19 protein-coding genes are annotated in these 15,880 nt (G+C 64.3%); 8 read left to right on the top strand and 11 right to left on the bottom strand.

Going from position 1 to position 15,880, the window contains the following annotated elements; all coding sequences use genetic code 11:
* Window positions 1-279 precede the first annotated feature (279 nt).
* The 6 genes from rpsI to Q7O19_RS10905 form a co-directional block, all read right to left on the bottom strand.
* A complete protein-coding gene (gene rpsI / locus Q7O19_RS10880) occupies window positions 280-789 on the bottom strand; it encodes a 30S ribosomal protein S9 (protein WP_303782508.1) in 510 nt (169 codons plus the stop codon).
* 10 nt (window positions 790-799) lie between these two features.
* On the bottom strand, window positions 800-1,276 hold the full coding sequence (gene rplM, locus Q7O19_RS10885) for a 50S ribosomal protein L13 (protein ID WP_022679819.1): 477 nt from the start codon (window positions 1,274-1,276) through the stop codon (window positions 800-802).
* 120 nt (window positions 1,277-1,396) lie between these two features.
* Window positions 1,397-1,858: an NUDIX hydrolase gene (locus tag Q7O19_RS10890; protein WP_303810530.1), complete on the bottom strand. Its 462-nt coding sequence runs from the start codon at window positions 1,856-1,858 to the stop codon at window positions 1,397-1,399.
* Window positions 1,855-2,214 (bottom strand): DUF2237 family protein, encoded by a 360-nt coding sequence (locus Q7O19_RS10895; protein ID WP_303810531.1) that lies wholly within the window; start codon window positions 2,212-2,214, stop codon window positions 1,855-1,857. Before Q7O19_RS10895 ends, Q7O19_RS10890 begins: the two co-directional genes overlap by 4 nt.
* A complete protein-coding gene (locus tag Q7O19_RS10900) occupies window positions 2,211-3,233 on the bottom strand; it encodes a COX15/CtaA family protein (RefSeq protein WP_303810533.1) in 1,023 nt (340 codons plus the stop codon). Before Q7O19_RS10900 ends, Q7O19_RS10895 begins: the two co-directional genes overlap by 4 nt.
* A gap of 53 nt (window positions 3,234-3,286) precedes the next feature.
* A complete protein-coding gene (locus tag Q7O19_RS10905) occupies window positions 3,287-4,897 on the bottom strand; it encodes a M20/M25/M40 family metallo-hydrolase (protein WP_303810534.1) in 1,611 nt (536 codons plus the stop codon).
* Between the two features lie 152 nt (window positions 4,898-5,049).
* On the opposite strand from Q7O19_RS10905, the gene Q7O19_RS10910 reads away from it, so the two are divergent.
* From Q7O19_RS10910 to Q7O19_RS10930, 5 genes are all read left to right on the top strand, one after another.
* The gene (locus Q7O19_RS10910) at window positions 5,050-5,415 is read left to right on the top strand and encodes a MerC domain-containing protein (protein ID WP_303810535.1); all 366 of its coding nucleotides are present in this window, start codon (window positions 5,050-5,052) and stop codon (window positions 5,413-5,415) included.
* A gap of 48 nt (window positions 5,416-5,463) precedes the next feature.
* Entirely contained in the window at window positions 5,464-5,931 is a 468-nt protein-coding gene (locus Q7O19_RS10915) for a Fur family transcriptional regulator (protein WP_303810536.1), read from the top strand.
* Window positions 5,932-6,053: 122 nt separating this feature from the next.
* Window positions 6,054-7,985, top strand: a complete 1,932-nt coding sequence (dxs, locus tag Q7O19_RS10920; protein WP_303810538.1) for a 1-deoxy-D-xylulose-5-phosphate synthase — start codon at window positions 6,054-6,056, stop codon at window positions 7,983-7,985.
* A 56-nt stretch (window positions 7,986-8,041) separates the two neighbouring features.
* Window positions 8,042-9,238: a multidrug effflux MFS transporter gene (locus tag Q7O19_RS10925; RefSeq protein WP_303810540.1), complete on the top strand. Its 1,197-nt coding sequence runs from the start codon at window positions 8,042-8,044 to the stop codon at window positions 9,236-9,238.
* Window positions 9,235-10,125 (top strand): EamA family transporter, encoded by an 891-nt coding sequence (locus Q7O19_RS10930; protein WP_303810541.1) that lies wholly within the window; start codon window positions 9,235-9,237, stop codon window positions 10,123-10,125. The genes Q7O19_RS10925 and Q7O19_RS10930 overlap by 4 nt, the downstream gene beginning before the upstream one ends.
* Here Q7O19_RS10930 and Q7O19_RS10935 read toward each other — a convergent pair.
* A complete protein-coding gene (locus tag Q7O19_RS10935) occupies window positions 10,101-10,733 on the bottom strand; it encodes a glutathione S-transferase family protein (RefSeq protein ID WP_303810542.1) in 633 nt (210 codons plus the stop codon). The two genes, Q7O19_RS10930 and Q7O19_RS10935, sit on opposite strands and share 25 nt — an antisense overlap.
* Before the next feature lie 40 nt (window positions 10,734-10,773).
* On the opposite strand from Q7O19_RS10935, the gene arfB reads away from it, so the two are divergent.
* A complete protein-coding gene (arfB, locus tag Q7O19_RS10940; protein ID WP_273434461.1) occupies window positions 10,774-11,181 on the top strand; it encodes an alternative ribosome rescue aminoacyl-tRNA hydrolase ArfB in 408 nt (135 codons plus the stop codon).
* A gap of 87 nt (window positions 11,182-11,268) precedes the next feature.
* Complete coding sequence (locus Q7O19_RS10945; protein WP_022679807.1) at window positions 11,269-11,628, top strand: DUF883 family protein; 360 nt, start codon at window positions 11,269-11,271, stop codon at window positions 11,626-11,628.
* Between the two features lie 65 nt (window positions 11,629-11,693).
* Here the strand turns inward: Q7O19_RS10945 and mce are convergent, their stop codons facing one another.
* On the bottom strand, window positions 11,694-12,140 hold the full coding sequence (gene mce / locus Q7O19_RS10950; protein WP_303810544.1) for a methylmalonyl-CoA epimerase: 447 nt from the start codon (window positions 12,138-12,140) through the stop codon (window positions 11,694-11,696).
* A gap of 62 nt (window positions 12,141-12,202) precedes the next feature.
* Between mce and Q7O19_RS10955 the strand changes: the two genes are divergently transcribed.
* Window positions 12,203-12,574, top strand: a complete 372-nt coding sequence (locus tag Q7O19_RS10955; RefSeq protein ID WP_303810546.1) for a hypothetical protein — start codon at window positions 12,203-12,205, stop codon at window positions 12,572-12,574.
* Between the two features lie 5 nt (window positions 12,575-12,579).
* Here the strand turns inward: Q7O19_RS10955 and Q7O19_RS10960 are convergent, their stop codons facing one another.
* From Q7O19_RS10960 to Q7O19_RS10970, 3 genes are read right to left on the bottom strand one after another with little or no spacing between them, the layout of a single operon-like run.
* Complete coding sequence (locus Q7O19_RS10960) at window positions 12,580-14,124, bottom strand: DHA2 family efflux MFS transporter permease subunit (protein WP_303810547.1); 1,545 nt, start codon at window positions 14,122-14,124, stop codon at window positions 12,580-12,582.
* Window positions 14,121-15,152, bottom strand: coding sequence for an HlyD family secretion protein (locus Q7O19_RS10965; protein ID WP_303810549.1), 1,032 nt, complete (start codon window positions 15,150-15,152; stop codon window positions 14,121-14,123). Before Q7O19_RS10965 ends, Q7O19_RS10960 begins: the two co-directional genes overlap by 4 nt.
* Window positions 15,149-15,631, bottom strand: coding sequence for a MarR family winged helix-turn-helix transcriptional regulator (locus Q7O19_RS10970; protein ID WP_303782488.1), 483 nt, complete (start codon window positions 15,629-15,631; stop codon window positions 15,149-15,151). The genes Q7O19_RS10965 and Q7O19_RS10970 overlap by 4 nt, the downstream gene beginning before the upstream one ends.
* Between the last annotated feature and the right edge of the window lie 249 nt (window positions 15,632-15,880).

Consider the following 15,880-nt stretch of genomic DNA (forward strand, 5'->3'; position numbering starts at 1 on the left):
GGGGATGTATATGCCATAATGAAAGCCCACCCCCGCGCCTGCAGAAAGAATGCCAAGGCCGACTGCAATTTTCAGAAATTTATCCGCACCTTCCAGCATTAAATACACCTATTTCTGTTTTGGCGGTTGACAAGATGTCCTGACTCCTATCGCTCTGCTATTGCCGGGAAACCAAGAAGTCAATCTTTCCAATCTCCTGATACGATTGTGCTACACTAAATAAGGGCCTGCGATTTCTCGCAAGCCCTTATTTTCTTTTTATAAAAATGGAGTTTGCGATTAACGCTTGCTAAACTGGAAGCTGCGGCGGGCCTTGGCCTTGCCGTACTTCTTGCGTTCGACGACGCGCGGATCGCGGGTCAGGAAGCCGGCCTGCTTCACCGGGGTGCGCAGGATCGGTTCATACTTGGTCAGCGCCTGGGCGATGCCGTGCTTCACGGCGCCGGCCTGGCCCGAAAGGCCACCACCAACCACGGTGCAGACCACGTCATACTGCTCACGGCGTTCGGCCACGTCGAACGGCTGGTTGATCACCAGGCGCAGCGAGGGGCGGGCGAAATAGACGGTCTGATCGCGGCCATTGACCGTGATCTTGCCGGTGCCGGGCTTCAGCCACACGCGGGCGATGGCGTTCTTGCGCTTGCCGGTGGCATAGGCGCGGCCCTGCGCATCGATTTCCTGCTCACGCAGCGGGGCGGGCGGGCCGCCACCACCGGTGTGGGCGGTGTTGACTGGGCCTTCGGCATCCATGGTGCCGAGATCAGACAGGGACTGGCGATTGTCAGACATTTCTTATCCCTCAACCAGCAAGCGTGGTGTTTTTGCGGTTCATCGACTTGACGTCGAGCACTTCCGGCGACTGGGCGACATGCGGATGCTCGGCACCTGCAAAGACGCGCAGGTTGCGCATCTGATCGCGACCCAGCGGGCCGCGCGGCACCATGCGTTCCACGGCCTTGATCAGCACGCGTTCCGGATAGCGACCTTCCAGGATCTTGGCCGGAGTGGTTTCCTTGATGCCGCCCGGGTGACCGGTGTGGCGATAGTAAACCTTGTCCGTGGTCTTCTTGCCGGTGAAGCGCACCTTGTCGGCATTGATGACAATCACGTTGTCACCGCAATCGACGTGCGGGGTGTAGTTGGTCTTGTGCTTGCCGCGCAGGCGGTTGGCGATGATCGAAGCGAGACGGCCGACGACGAGGCCTTCGGCATCGATCAGCAGCCACTTCTTTTCAATCTCGGCCGGTTTGGCCGATGCGGTGATCCGGGTGAGCATGGCGTTGATTCCATTCTTCAAAATACGAAACTGCCGAGGTTTTGGCCCCGGCGTCGAGCCGGCGTATCGTGCAAACCCCCGTGCAGGTCAAGGAAAAACCGGGGTTTTTGGCATGTGGTATTATAGCACCGCGTAGTTTTGCGGCGCTTCCAGCACCAGCCGCAGACGCTGCTGCAGGGGCGCTATCGCGTCGTTGGCGGCCAGAAACGCGTCCAGTCCAAGCAGTTGTGGGCTGTGGCCTTCGTTGCCGAAGCGGATGGCGTTCACTTCGCTTCTTGTGATCGCGGCGGCGAGGAACCAGCCGGTGCGGCCGAGGGAACCACTGCGCGCATCCATCGCCGGGAAGGGCCGCGCCCACCAGATACGCTGTTCGGGGAGGAGAAGGCCGAACTCCTCGTGCAATTCCCTTAAGGCGCACAGGGCCGGGCTTTCATCGCCCTCGCGGCCGCCGCCGGGCAGATCGATCAGGCTGGGCCATGGGATGCCGGGCTTGTTGTCGCGGCGATAGGTGAGGATGTGGCCGTCAACCAGCGCCGCCAGCTTGGCACCGGCGAAATCCTGCCCGTCCCACGGGGTGATCACACAGCGTGGGCCTGGAGGTGACCCAACATGGTAATCTCCAATGTCTTTGCGTGGGTTGCTTCCAGCACCACTTCCGGCGCGAACCCGGCGACGCGGGCCTCTTCCCAGCGGCCGGCGCACAGGCACCAGCGGTCACCGGGGTTGAGGCCGGGAAAGCCATATTCGGGGCGCGGCGTCGACAGATCATTGCCAGCGGATTGGCTGAAGGCGAGGAACTCCTCGGTCATTACGGCGCACACGGTGTGGAGGCCGGCATCGGCCGCATCGGTGTTGCAGCAGCCGTCGCGATACCAGCCGGTCAGCGGTTCCATCGAGCAGGGCAGCAGCGGCCCGCCCAGCACATTCTTCGCGGTCATGTCTTGCCTCTCTGGCTCCAGTGCGCCGCCCAAACGGTCGCTGCCACCAGCAGCGCCGCGCCGGCCTGGTGGGCAACGCCGAGCCAGACCGGCACGTGGTTCAGAATAACGGAAACGCCCAGCACGAACTGCGCTAGCACAACGCCACCTAGCGCCAGCGCCCGGACACCGCCGCCCGCGCGCCACAACAGCGCGGCCACTGCCAGCACACCGCCGGCCGCAATCCAGGCCAGGCTGCGGTGGATGAACTGCACGCTCACCGGATCGCTGACCGCGTCGATGGCGCTGTTCAAGATGCCGTCGGGCATCAGCACGCCGAACATCAGCGGCCAGGTGTCGCTGGCACGGCCGGCCCGCAAGCCGGCGGTAAAGGCACCCCAGACGATCTGCACGGCCAGCAGCGCGGTGAGCGGCCACACCCAGACGCGGGGGCGGTCGTGACGAGGCTTATCGCCATCGATGAGATCAAGCGCGGTCCAGATACAGCCGGCCATGATGATGAAAGCATTGGACAAATGCACGGCCAGCCGTTCCGGCGCCACCTCGGTGCGATCGACGAGGCCAGAGGCGACCATCCACCAGCCGATGGCGCCCTGCAGGCCGCCCAAGGCGAACAGGGCGAGCAGGCGCGGCTTGTAACCAGCTGGAACCTGGCGCCTCCAGAACCACGCCAGCGGCAGCGCAAAGGCGAAGCCGATCAGGCGACCCAACAGGCGGTGGACATATTCCCAGAAAAAGATGCCCTTGAACTCGGCAAGACTCATGCCGCGGTTCATCAACTGATACTGGCTCGATTGCTGATAAAGCGTAAACTGCTGCAACCATTCGCTTTCCGTAAGCGGCGGCAAGGTGCCCGACACGACATCCCAGCGGGTGATGGACAACCCGCTTTCCGTAAGCCGGGTGATACCACCAACGACGACCATGGCAAACACCAACGCGGCAATACCGAGCAGCCACAGCGCCACCGCGCGCGGGCGAGCATCGGAACGTGGAAGCGGGGCGGCGAGGGAGGCCATGGACGCCTCCGTAGGCCCAAAGTTCATGCCGGCCAACCCCACCTGATGCCGCATCAATCCTTCTTGTCGGGATCTTCATAACGGAAGGGATCGGTCATTTTCGGCTTGGTTGGCAGGGGCTTGGCGGGCAACGGCTTGTCGGCGTTGGCGGCTTCCCACAGCAGGCTGGCCAGGATCACCGAGGCCTGGAGCAGATCGGCAGGGCGCAGGTGATCGAAGGTATCGACGCTGCTGTGATGCACGGTCGTGCCATAATCCAGCGGATCCTGGATGAACTGGAAGGCGGGCAGGCCAATGGCCTGCATGAACTCGTGATCGGTGCCACCGGTCGGGCTGGCGACAACCGTGCTGGCACCCATGCTGGCAAACGGCGACAGCCACTCCTGCAGGATGGGCACGGCCGCGAAATTGCCTTCGGCATGGATGCCGCGGAATTTGCCGCCGCCGTTATCCATGTTGAAATAGGCCGCCAACAGATTGTAATCGGCCTTTTTTTCGATCGGATACTGGCCCAGCTTGAAATCATAGCTCAGCCTGGCCTTCACCGGATCCGGGTTGGCCGGCCGGCTGGCGAAGTGGCGTTCGATATAGTTGGCCGAACCATAGAGGCCCTGCTCTTCGCCTGACCACAGCGCAAAGCGGATCGTGCGTTTCGGCTTCACCTTCAGCGCCGCCAGGATGCGCGCGGCTTCCATCACCACGGCCGAACCGGCGCCATTGTCGGCCGCGCCATCGGCCGCCACCCAACTGTCGAGATGGGCGCCGGCCATCACGTAACCAGCCTTGGCTTCACTGCCGGCGATATCGGCCAACACGTTGTAACCATTGGGATCGCTGTCGTCGAACTTGACCTGCGAATTGATGGTCAGCGTCACCTCGCCGGTTGCCGCCAGCCGGGCAAGGCGGCGATAATCCTCGGCGGTCAGCTCCAGCCCCGGCAGCTTGGGCGTGTCGCGGTGCTGATAACCTTCGCCGTGCAGCAGGCCATTGTCCCGGTAGCTCATGCGCACCCAGCCCACGGCGCCTTCCTTGGCCAGGAATTCGTCAAGTTGCTTGCCGAACTGGATGAACTTGAACCAGCCGTCACCGTCGTCGGATGCGGTCACCGGCTGTTGGAACTCGTCGAGCTCACCGATTGCCTTGTCGTCCATCCGCACAAAGGCCAGCTTGGTGGCATCGGCCGGCGGGCGCGGGAAACTGATGGCAACAATCTTGCCCTTCAACTTGCCGCTCCATTCGGCAAAATCGCGCGGCCTCTTCATTGGTGCAACGATGAGCGGAGCGGTGATGCCGCCGGCCGGCGTGCCTGGCGTCCACGCCACCGGAATGGTCCGCAGGCCCAAGCGGCGCGGCGATTCCAGCATGACGCTGGCGCTTTCGATCGACCAGCCACGGCCGAAATCAAAGCCTTCGGTGCGCACGTTGGTCAGACCCCAGCCCTTGAACTTGTTCTGCGTCCAGCGTTCGGCCACGCGCATGCCAGGCGAATTGGTCATGCGCGGCCCGATCCGGTCGGTCAAATAGGCCACGGTATCCACCACTTCGCCGTGGTTCATGGCTTCATCGGTAATCCGCGCCACCATCGCCAGATCAGGCGCAGCCAGTGTTGGGGCGGCAACGCCGGCAAGCAGCAGGGCAAGAAGCTGGGCTTGTGGGGCGCGCATCGGGCAATCTCCAGATCAGGGAATTCTGGTGTCTAGCGGCCGGCAATCTGCATGGCAACGCGCGAGCAGGCCCAGTGCCGCCAGGCCAAAAGGGATTGCTCTCAGGCCAAAAGGGGTTGTCGCCAAGGATGTAATAATGTAACACCAATCGCGTGCCGTTGCCCAGCAGCCTCCTCGATCGGATCGCCATCGGCCTGTCGGGCCTGTGCCTTTTGCATTGCATGGCTGGGTTAGTGCTGCTGACCGTATTTGCGATGACAGGTGACTGGCTCGATCATCGGGTTCACTTCATTGGTCTGATGCTGGCAATGCCTTTGGCAGCTGTGGCGCTGTGGCGCGGTTGGCGCCGGCACGGCCGCAGCGACATCGGCATGATGGGCGTGATCGGGTTGGCGGTGATGGCGATCTCGCTGGCGGTGGAACATGGTGCGGTCGCCGAAATGCTTGTTTCTGTTGCCGGGGTGGCGATCCTGGCGTTTGCTCACTGGCAGAACATGAGGGCGCTGCGTCGTACCTGAGCCACCAGCCGTCTTGCATGGCGGGCCGCAAAGCCCGATATGCAGATCATGGCACACCCCGCCCACAGCCACGGACAGCATCACAGCCGAGCCGATCTTGCCGCCGCCGCCCAGGCCCGGCTGAAAAGCGCCGGCGAGCAATGGACGCCCCTGCGCGCAACCGTGTTTGCCGCACTTGCAGGATATGATCGCCCGGTTTCGGCCTATGATGTGACCGATGCGGTCTCCACGGCCAGCGGCCGCCGCATTGCCGCTAACAGCGTCTATCGCATTCTCGATCTGTTCGTGGCCAACAACGTGGCCAGCCGGGTCGAAAGCGCCAACGCCTTCATCGCCAATGTCCACCCCGATTGCCCGCACGATTGCATTTTCCTGGTGTGTGACCGCTGCGGCGGGGCGACTCATGTTGATGATGACCGCATTACCGGCGACGTGCGCAGTGCAGCGCTGGCGGCGGGCTTCACCCCGGAGCGCCCGGTGATCGAAGTGCGCGGCCTTTGCGCAAACTGCGCCTGAAATCAGCATGATGCCGTGCTGCGGCAATGAAACTGTCATGTTGGATTGACACTTCGGATGACAGGCCCCGCCATTCTCGCTAAGGGCAATTACTAAAGATTCATCGATTGCGAGCCGTTCTCATGACGCTTGAAACCCCGCTTCTCGACCAGGTCAACATTCCGGCCGATCTGCGCAGGCTGGAACCCGGGCAGTTGCGGCAATTGGCGGATGAACTCCGCCAGGAAATGATTCACGCCGTTTCGGTGACCGGGGGCCACCTCGGTGCCGGCCTTGGCGTGGTCGAGCTGACCGTCGCTCTCCATTATGTGTTCAACACGCCGGACGACAAATTGGTGTGGGACGTCGGCCATCAGGCCTATCCGCACAAGATTATTACTGGCCGGCGCGAGCGCATCCGCACCCTGCGCCAGGGCGGCGGCCTCAGCGGCTTCACCAAGCGCACCGAGAGCGAATATGATCCGTTCGGCGCCGCGCACAGCAGCACCTCCATCTCGGCGGCGCTGGGCTTTGCCGTCGCCAACAAGATGATGAACAAGCCAGGCAAGGGCATCGCCGTGATCGGTGATGGCGCCATGTCGGCCGGCATGGCCTATGAGGCGATGAACAATGCCCGCGAAGCCGGCAACCGGCTCGTGGTGATTTTGAACGACAACGACATGTCCATCGCGCCGCCGGTGGGCGCGCTGTCATCCTATCTGTCGCGCCTGCTGTCGGGCCGCAAGTTCCTGGAACTGCGCGAATATCTGAAGCAGGTTTCTGGCAAGGTGCTGCCGCCGCCGCTGCAGAAGGCGGCTGCGCGCATCGATGAATATGCCCGCGGTTTCGCCCAGGGTGGCGGTACGTTGTTCGAGGAACTGGGCTTCTATTATGTCGGTCCGATCGATGGCCATAATCTCGATCACTTGCTGCCGGTGCTCGAAAATGTGCGCGACGCCGCGGAAGGCCCGATGCTGATCCATGTCGTCACGCAAAAGGGCAAGGGCTATGGCCCGGCCGAAGCCAGTGCCGACAAATATCATGGCGTGGTGAAGTTCGACGTGGTTTCCGGCACCCAGCACAAGGCGCAGCCCAAGGCGCCGGCCTATCAGAACGTGTTTGGCGACATGCTGATCGAGGAAGCCAAGCGCGATCCGAACATCGTCGCCATCACCGCTGCCATGCCATCGGGCACCGGCGTTGACCGCTTTGCCAAGGCCTTCCCGGAACGCAGCTTCGACGTTGGCATCGCCGAACAGCACGCCGTCACCTTCGCTGCCGGCCTGGCCGCGCAGGGCATGCGGCCGTTCTGTGCCATCTATTCCACTTTCCTGCAGCGCGCCTATGACCAGGTGGTGCACGATGTGGCATTGCAGAATCTGCCCGTGCGCTTCGCGATTGACCGTGCTGGCCTGGTCGGTGCCGATGGTGCCACCCACGCCGGTTCGTTTGATGTCACCTATCTCGCTACCCTGCCCAACATGGTGGTGATGGCCGCTGCCGACGAAGCCGAACTGGCGGACATGGTGCACACGGCGGCCGTGTACGACGATGGCCCCATCGCCCTGCGCTATCCGCGCGGTGAAGGCACCGGCGTCGCCATCCCGGAAACCCGCACCCGCCTCGAAATCGGCAAGGGCCGCATCGTGCGACAGGGCAGCAAGGTTGCGATCCTGTCGCTCGGCACCCGCCTCGCCGAAGCGCTGGCCGCCGCCGACACGCTCGACGCCAAGGGCCTTTCCACCACCGTTGCCGACATGCGCTTTGCCAAGCCGCTCGACATGGCGCTGATCCGCAAGCTCGCCGCTACCCACGATGTGTTGATCACCATCGAGGAAGGCGCGATTGGCGGTTTCGGCAGCCATGTGCTCACGCTGGCCAGCGACGAAGGCCTGACCGATGCCGGCCTCAAGGTTCGCACGCTCCGCCTGCCCGATATCTATCAGGATCACGACGCCCCGGCGAAGCAATATGCCGATGCAGGGCTGGACGCTGCCGGCATCGTGCGCACCGTGCTCGACGCGCTGCGCCACAACAGCGTCAACGCGGTTGATGAGGGCGCGGCGCGGGCCTGAGGCCTGCGCCATTCGCGCGCTTCCCTTCAGGCGTCTGGCAGCCTAAGCGCTGCAGCGTGCCTGCCCCAACTGCCTCAATTCGCCGGCCCAGTCTGGGCGAGATCCTGCTGCTGGGGTCGCTGACGGCATTTGGGGCCGTCACCATCGATCTCTATTTGCCCACGCTGCCGGCCATCGCCCGCGATTACGGCACCTCGGCAGCGGCAGTGCAGCTTACGCTGTCCACGTTCTTCGTCGGCATGGCGCTGGGGCAATTGTTCTTCGGGCCGCTCAGTGATCGGATAGGGCGGCGGCCGACCATATTGATCGGTTGCGCGGTCTATGTGGCGGCCAGCCTGTTCTGCGCGCTGGCACCCACGATCGAGGCGCTGGTGGCCGGGCGCTTTTTCCAGGCGCTGGGCTGTTGTGCCGCCATGGTCACCTGCCGCGCCATCGTGCGCGATCGCTATGACCACCGCGATTCCGCCCGCATCTTCAGCCTGTTGATGCTGGTGCTGGCGATCGCGCCGCTGCTGGCGCCCACCGTTGGCGGCTGGATCGCGGCCGCAGCAGGCTGGCATGCCGTGTTCTATGCGTTCGTGGCGGTGGGCGTCGCCATTTCGGCGGCCGTCGGTTTGCGCTTGGATGAAAGCCGCTCCGCCGCCACCGCGCAGGCGGCGCGCGGGCAGGACGTGCTGAGCGCCTATGCCCGGCTGCTGGGTCACAAGCGCCTGATCGGCTATCTGCTCGTCGGCGCGGCCAATGGCGCTACCTTGTTCAGCTATATCGCCGCATCGCCCGATCTGGTGGTGAACAGCTGGGGCTTTTCCGAAAGCCAGTTCGGGTTGGTGTTTGCCGCCATTGCCGTGGGCGTCGTCGGATCAAGCCAAGTCAACCGCCAGCTGCTGAAGCATCGTTCGCCTGATGCCATACTGGCCTGGGCAACGCTGGGTGCAGCGGCGGCTGGTGTGGCGCTGTGGCTGGTGGCACTGTTCGACGCGCCGGTGCCGGTCGTGCTGGCGGCGGTGTTCGTGGCGCTGTCCTCGAACGGGCTCATTGCCGCCAATGCTTCGGCCGGCGCGCTGAATGTCGATCCGCTGCGAGCCGGAGCGATTTCCGGCCTGATGGGCGGCATCAACTTCGGTATGGGCGCTGCCGCATCGGCGCTGGCCGCGGCCATGTATGATGGCACGGCGCGGCCGCTGGCGGCCAATGTGGCCGTGGCACTGCTGGCGGCGGCGGCGGCCTATCACATGCTCGCCAAACCGCGATGAGCAGCACCGCGCTCAGCCCGCGCGCCCTGCTGCTGGCGCTGGCGGTGGTGATGGTGTGGGGCAGCAATTTCGCCATCATCGGCGCCACGCTGCACAGCCTGCCGCCGCTGCTGTTTGCCACCCTGCGCTTTGCCGCCGTGGTGTTCCCGCTGATCTTCTTCGTGCGCCGGCCTGCCGTTTCGTGGCGCATCCTGGCCGGCTATGGTGTCGCCATCGGGGTGGGCCAGTTCGGCCTGCTGTTCATTGCCATCAACGGCTATATTGCCGCCGGCCTGGCCAGCCTGATTGTGCAGAGCCAGGTCGTCTTCACCATCGCCATGGCGATGGTGATCAGCGGTGAACGATTGAAGCCCCTGCAATATGGCGCGCTGGCCTTGGCGTTGGGCGGCGTGGCGGTGATCGCCGGCCACACTGGCGGCGAGGTCACGATCACCGGCATCGTCCTTGTGCTGGGCGCGGCCTTTGGCTGGAGCCTGGGCAACATGGCCCAGCGCGCCGCCGGCAAGGTGGACATGCTGGGCTTCATCACCTGGTCGTCACTGTTTGCGGTGCCGCCGCTGGCTGGGCTGGCGCTGTGGTTCGAAGGCTGGCCGGCCATCGAAACCGCGCTGCAGGCCACCACGCCCGCCATTTGGGTGGCGGTGGCGTGGCAGGCGGTGGGCAATACCCTGTTCGGCTATGGCGCCTGGGGCTGGCTGCTGGCGCGCTATCCGGCCACCAGCGTGGCGCCCACGTCGCTGCTTGTGCCGGTGTTCGGCATGGCCTCCACCGCGCTGTTTCTTGGTGAACCGCTGCCGCCGTGGAAGCTGCTGGCCGCCGCACTGATCATCGGCGGCCTGGCGCTGAATCTGCTGGCGACCCGTCAGCCTGCAATGCGGAAATTGTAAGGCTCGGTCTGCTCGGCGGCCTTGATCCACGCCGGGCGCGACTGCAGGCGCTTCGCATAAGCCGCCACGTTGGGGAAATGCGCGCCCAGGCCCTGCATGGTGGCGATTTCGGCGATGAAGCTCATCATGATGTCTGCGCCTGAAAGCTCATTGTTCACCAGCCAGTCGTTTTCCCCAAGGCACTGGCTGAAATAGGCGACATGCGCACCAATCTGTTCCTGAATGCGCGGGGCCAGCGGCGCGGCGGCCTCGCCCAACCGGGCGGTGTAGAGCGCCAGCAGGAACGGTGTCATCGCCGAACCTTCGGCGAAATGCAGCCACATCAGATAATCCTCATGAGCCGCCGTCCCCGGCGCTGGCATGAAGCGGCCTTGCCCGTGTTTGCGGATGATCCAGTCGGTGATGGCGCCGCTTTCAAAGATGATCTTGCCATCGGCTTCGATCACCGGGCTCTTGCCCAGCGGATGCACGGCCTTCAGTTCCGGCGGCGCCAGATTGGTCACGGCGTCGCGATTGTAATGCTTGATCTCGTAGGGCGTAGCCAGTTCTTCCAGCAGCCACAGGATGCGTTGAGAGCGGCTGTTGTTGAGATGGTGAACAATGATCATGGCAATAGCCTCCGCAATCGAATCGGGTTAGGCGCACATCATGGCGATAACCATCCCGGAAGACGAACTGATTGAATCGTTCGTGCGCTCGAGCGGTCCCGGCGGCCAGAACGTCAACAAGGTTTCATCGGCGGTGCAGCTGCGCTTCGACGTGGTGGCTTCACCCAGCCTTCCGGACGAGGTGAAGGAACGGCTGCTGAAATTGGCCGGCAGGCGCGCCACCGGCGATGGTGTCATCGTGATCAGTGCCAACCGGTTCCGCGATCAGGTGCAGAATAGGTCTGATGCGCGGGCGCGGCTTGCCGAATTGGTGACGCAGGCCTGCATCCGCCCAATCAAGCGCCGGGCGACACGGCCAACCCTGGGATCGAAGCAGCGCCGGCTGGATTCCAAGACCACGCGCGCCGGCGTCAAGGCAGGCCGTGGCAAGGTTCGGATGGATGAGTGAGTTATGTGGTCAATACGGACTTCAAATCTGTCGCCTCACGCACTAACTTCGATCTGTTGAATCGATTGCCCTCGAAAGGATTGCGCCATGTCTGATAACAGCGAGACCACGGAAACCATGCCCGCCGTTGCCGAAACCATCGAAACCGCGGCCAGCAAGATCGAGAAGTTGAAGGGCGACCTGAAGGATCAGGCCGACAAGGCCATTGGAAAGGCTAAGGAAACTGCCAGCGCCGCCTATGACAAGGCCGCCGCCAAGGCCCGTGAACTGGCCGATGCGGCCCCGGAAAAGGCCCGCGAAGTCAAGGAACGCGCCCAGAAGGTGGCCGAAGAAGGCACTGCCAAGGTGCGCACCACCGTGCAGGAACAGCCGCTCGCCGCGCTGGGTGCCGGCATCGCGCTGGGCTTCGTAGTCGGCTGGCTGCTGAGCGGCCGCAAGAAGGATTGAGCGGGCAGCTGCCAACCGCAGCCCGTCTGACATGAGGGCGGAGCATTGCTCCGGCCTTTTCCTTGTCAGTGATGCCCTTCCGGCGGTTCCTGCATCAACTCCACCAGCACGCCGCCAGTATCGCGCGGGTGCACAAAGATTACTGGCACGCCGTGCGCGCCCATGCGCAGTTCGCCTGTGCCCAGCACAGTTGCGCCCCGGGCGCGCATCGCATCGCGCGCCGCGATGATGTCTTTCACCTCGAAACACACATGATGCTGCCCGCCATTGGGGTTCTTCTTCAGGAAACCGTGGATGGGGCTGTCGTCGCCCAGCGGCTCGATCAGTTCCAGCTGGCTGTTGGCGACATCGATGAAGGCGACGCGCACGCCCTGCGCCGGCAGATCGAACTTGGCCCGCGAAACCGTCGCGCCGAACAGGCGGCCATACATGGCCACGGTGTCGTCAATCGACACGCAGGCGATGCCGACATGGTTCAATCGGCCCAAAAGCAGGGGGGGCAAAACGCTCATTCTGGGTCCTCCAATAGCCGGCTTTTCCTTGCATGGGCCGCGAAAGCCGGCAAGCTGGCGCAATGATCTATATCGTTATCAACGCCATCCCGATTGCGCTGGCCACCTTGCTGGGTCTGCTGATCGCCCAGTTCGTGGATCGGCCCAAGGGCCTCACCGGTTGGCTGGTGGCGTTGTTGGCCACGGCCTGGCTGTGCGCCATCCTGGCCGGCGCGCTGATCCTGGCGCCGCCACGCGCACCGCCGTGGGTGATGACCATCGCCACCGCCTGGGTGATCTGGGTGGGCTTTGTGGTGCCGGCGTTGGCCACATCGCTGCTGATGGCCGGGCAGCGCTGGGGCCGGGTTGGCCGGGCCTGCCTGTGGTGGCTGGTGGTGATGCTGAGCCAAGTGGTGGTGATGAAACTGGTGGGCCTGACGCCGCCTCCGGTATGACCGGTTCAGTCCGCGAGATGCACCACATCGGCTTTTGAGGCGGGCCGCTGCGGCCGGCGCAACACCAGCAGCAGTGGCAGCATGGCAAAGGCCATGAACGCCATGGCGCGATAGACATCGATATAGGCAATCATCAATGCCTGCTTGTTCACCGCGCCATCCAGCATGGCCACCACGCTGCCGGCACCGGCAGCGGCCAGGGCGGCTGGATCGGCCCAGGGCAGATTGAACGGGGTGATACCGCTGCCCAGATCGGCGTGCGCGGTCTGGGTTTGGCGTTCCAGCAGGGCGACCGCCAGGCTGATTCCGACCGAACCGCCGATGTTCCGCAGCAGCATGTAAATGGCCGACGCATCGGCCCGCAGCCGCATCGGCAGGCTGGCAAAAGCCATCGTGTTCAATGGCACAAAGATCAGACCCAAGCCGGCGCCCTGGAAAAACCCGGTGATCACGAACGGCTGGGCGCCCTGCGCCGGGGAGAACAGGCTCATGCCCCACAACGCAGCACCCGTGATGGTGAAACCGGCCGTCAGCATCAGCCGCGGATCAACGCCGCGCCCGACCAGTTGCCCGGCGGCCATCATCGCCATCATCATGCCGATGCCGCGCGGCATCATCAGCGCGCCGGCTGAAACCACCGGATAGCCATACAGCGTTTGCAGCATGGTGGGCAGCAGCGCGGTCGTTGCGACCAGCAGGAAGCCGACCAACGTGATGAACACCATGCCAGTGAGCGCGTTGCGATCGGTGAGAAGTTCGCGATCAACGATGCCGCCCGGCGTCGCCAGCGCGTGCACGCCAAAGGCCCATAGGCCGGCGATGGCGATGCCGAATTCGGCCCGCACTTCCCAGCTTTCCAGCCAGTCCAGCAGCTGGCCGCGATCGAGGCCGAGTTGCAGCGCCGCCATGCCCACGGCCAGCAGGGCAAAGCCGGTCATGTCGAAGCGTCGCTGCTCAAGCTGCGGTTTCGGCAGGGTGGCCGCCGCCCAGGTCAGGCACATGATGCCGAACGGCAGGTTGATCAGGAACACCCAGCGCCAATCGAAACTGTCGGTGAGCCAGCCGCCGATCACCGGGCCCAGGATCGGCCCGACCATGATGCCAACGCCCCACCAGGCCATGGCCGGGCCATGTTTTTCGGGCGGCCACACATCCAGCAGATAGGCCTGGCCCAGCGGCGCGATGAAGGCGCCGGCGGCGCCCTGGATCATGCGGAACAGCACCATCTCTTCCAGGCTGGAGGCAATGCCGCACAGCACCGAGGCGGCGGTGAAAGCCGCGACACTCCACAGGAACAGGGTGCGCCGGCCGATGCGCGCCGAAAGCCAGCCGGTGAGCGGCGTGGCGATGGCGGTGGCGACGATATAGCTGGTCAGCACCCAGGTGATGCTGTCGGCGGCCGCGTTCAGGCTGGGCTGCATGTGCGGCAGCGCCACGTTGGCGATGGTGGAATCGAGGATGGTCATGAAGCTGCCCAGCATTACCACCAGCGTGACGGTGATCGGCGAGGCTCCGGATGCAGGCGCCACAACCGGGGCAGCGCTGCTCACTTGGTGATCACCTTCACTTCAGCCGAAAGGCCGGCGATCAGCGGCACTTGTGGCTTTCCGTCCAGCTTGATGCGCACCGGCACGCGCTGCACCACCTTCACCCAGTTGCCGGTGGCATTCTGCGCCGGCAGCACCGAAAACTCGCTGCCGGTGCCCACCCCAATGGAGTCCACATGGCCACGCAGCACATGATCTGGGAAGGCATCCAGCTGCACCTCGGCGCGCTGGCCCACCCGCATGTCCTGCAGCTCGGTTTCCTTGAAATTGGCTTCGACATAGGCGCTATCGGTCACCATCACGCTGAAGGCAGCCACGCCCTGCACCATCACCTGGCCCGGCAGCACCCGGCTGGTCTGGGTGGCGATACCATTGGCCGGCGAGATCAGCTTGGTCCGCGCCAGTTCAAAGGCGGCTTTGTCGCGCACCGCAGCGGCGGTCATCACCAGCGGGTGCTGTTCCACGTCCTGCACGCCATTGGCGGCGGTGCGGGCGGCGGCGTCGTCAGACAAGGCGCGGTTCAGTTCGGCGCGGGCGTTGGCCACCGCATATTGGGCCTGCTGCAACCGGGCACGGGTGGCAAAGCCGCGATCAAGCAATGTCTGCTGGCGCTCCATCTCGGTTAGCGCAAAGTCCAGTGCCTCGCGCTTGGCCGCCACATCGGCGGCGCTGCCACCGGTATCATTGCGCAGGCCGCGCACCTGCCGGCGCGCATCGGCCAACCGGGCTTCGGCCTGAGCCAGCGCGATGCGGAACGGGGTATCAACCAGCTCGATCACCACCTGGCCGCGCTTCACCGGCTGGTTTTCGGCCACGAACACCCGCCGCACCCGGCTGGTGACGTCACTGGAAATCGCCAGCTTGTCGACCCGCACATAGGCATTGTCGGTCGCCACCTGGCCCAACCCGGACAGCCACAGCCACAGCCCAGCCGCCACCACCAGCAGCGGCACCGACAGCATCGCCACGCGGCTGCGCCAGCGTGCTGATGCCGCTGTGCCGGCCACGGGTGGATCGATGCGCTGGTTCATGCCGCTGATCCTTCGCGACCATCCAGGTTGCCGCGCAGGCGCTGCAGCAGGCCTTGCAGGGCGGCTTCCTCGTCGGCGCTCAACCCTGCCAGCATTTCGGCGCGCACATCCACCGCCACCGCCTGCAGCTCCGCCAGGATCGGATGCGCGCGCGGAGTGAGGTACAGCCGCCAGGCCCGGCGATCAGCAGGATCGGCCCGGCGTTCCACCAGCCCGGCGTCCGCCAGCCGGTCGACCATGCGGCCAACCGTGATGGTTTCCACATCCAGACGCTCGGCCAATCCAGCCTGGTTGATGCCTTCGGCCCGTGCCAGGGCGATCAGCACCCGCCATTGCGCGCGGGACACACCGATAGACCGCGCCTGGGCATCGAACCGGCGGCGCAGCAGCCGGGTCACATCGGACACCAGCACGCCGATGGTATCGGGCGAGGCAAAGGGCGCGATGGCCGGTTCCAAAGTGGCGGCAAGCGAGTTCATGCGCCAAATTTAGCATACATGCTTATTACAAGATAGATGATCACAGCTGTTGCAATGATTAGCCCGGCGCTGTCAAACCAATGTGGCAGTGAGCGACGCGGGCATTGTCAGAGCAACGTGGCAGGCTTGGCGGGATGCTGCTAGCGGGCGCGAATGAGCCGCAAATCGAGAGCCAAACCCGCGTCACCGTTTCGCTGTTTCAACTCATCGCCGGAGGTGATCCGTCTGGTGGTGCTGATGTATGTGCGG

It is taken from the genome of Sandarakinorhabdus limnophila DSM 17366 (assembly GCF_945882885.1).
Taxonomy (GTDB): Bacteria; Pseudomonadota; Alphaproteobacteria; order Sphingomonadales; family Sphingomonadaceae; genus Sandarakinorhabdus; species Sandarakinorhabdus limnophila_A.

Excerpts from the sequence above, each read along its gene's own strand:
- Q7O19_RS10915 (WP_303810536.1), top strand. The coding sequence starts at position 5,464 with ATGGCACACCCCGCCCACAGCCACGGACAGCATCACAGCCGAGCCGAT.
- rpsI (WP_303782508.1), bottom strand. The coding sequence starts at position 789 with ATGTCTGACAATCGCCAGTCCCTGTCTGATCTCGGCACCATGGATGCC.
- Q7O19_RS10965 (WP_303810549.1), bottom strand. The coding sequence starts at position 15,152 with ATGAACCAGCGCATCGATCCACCCGTGGCCGGCACAGCGGCATCAGCA.
- Q7O19_RS10970 (WP_303782488.1), bottom strand. The coding sequence starts at position 15,631 with ATGAACTCGCTTGCCGCCACTTTGGAACCGGCCATCGCGCCCTTTGCC.
- dxs (WP_303810538.1), top strand. The coding sequence starts at position 6,054 with ATGACGCTTGAAACCCCGCTTCTCGACCAGGTCAACATTCCGGCCGAT.
- Q7O19_RS10900 (WP_303810533.1), bottom strand. The coding sequence starts at position 3,233 with ATGGCCTCCCTCGCCGCCCCGCTTCCACGTTCCGATGCTCGCCCGCGC.
- Q7O19_RS10930 (WP_303810541.1), top strand. The coding sequence starts at position 9,235 with ATGAGCAGCACCGCGCTCAGCCCGCGCGCCCTGCTGCTGGCGCTGGCG.
- Q7O19_RS10905 (WP_303810534.1), bottom strand. The coding sequence starts at position 4,897 with ATGCGCGCCCCACAAGCCCAGCTTCTTGCCCTGCTGCTTGCCGGCGTT.
- arfB (WP_273434461.1), top strand. The coding sequence starts at position 10,774 with ATGGCGATAACCATCCCGGAAGACGAACTGATTGAATCGTTCGTGCGC.
- Q7O19_RS10895 (WP_303810531.1), bottom strand. The coding sequence starts at position 2,214 with ATGACCGCGAAGAATGTGCTGGGCGGGCCGCTGCTGCCCTGCTCGATG.
- Q7O19_RS10935 (WP_303810542.1), bottom strand. The coding sequence starts at position 10,733 with ATGATCATTGTTCACCATCTCAACAACAGCCGCTCTCAACGCATCCTG.
- mce (WP_303810544.1), bottom strand. The coding sequence starts at position 12,140 with ATGAGCGTTTTGCCCCCCCTGCTTTTGGGCCGATTGAACCATGTCGGC.
- rplM (WP_022679819.1), bottom strand. The coding sequence starts at position 1,276 with ATGCTCACCCGGATCACCGCATCGGCCAAACCGGCCGAGATTGAAAAG.
- Q7O19_RS10955 (WP_303810546.1), top strand. The coding sequence starts at position 12,203 with ATGATCTATATCGTTATCAACGCCATCCCGATTGCGCTGGCCACCTTG.
- Q7O19_RS10945 (WP_022679807.1), top strand. The coding sequence starts at position 11,269 with ATGTCTGATAACAGCGAGACCACGGAAACCATGCCCGCCGTTGCCGAA.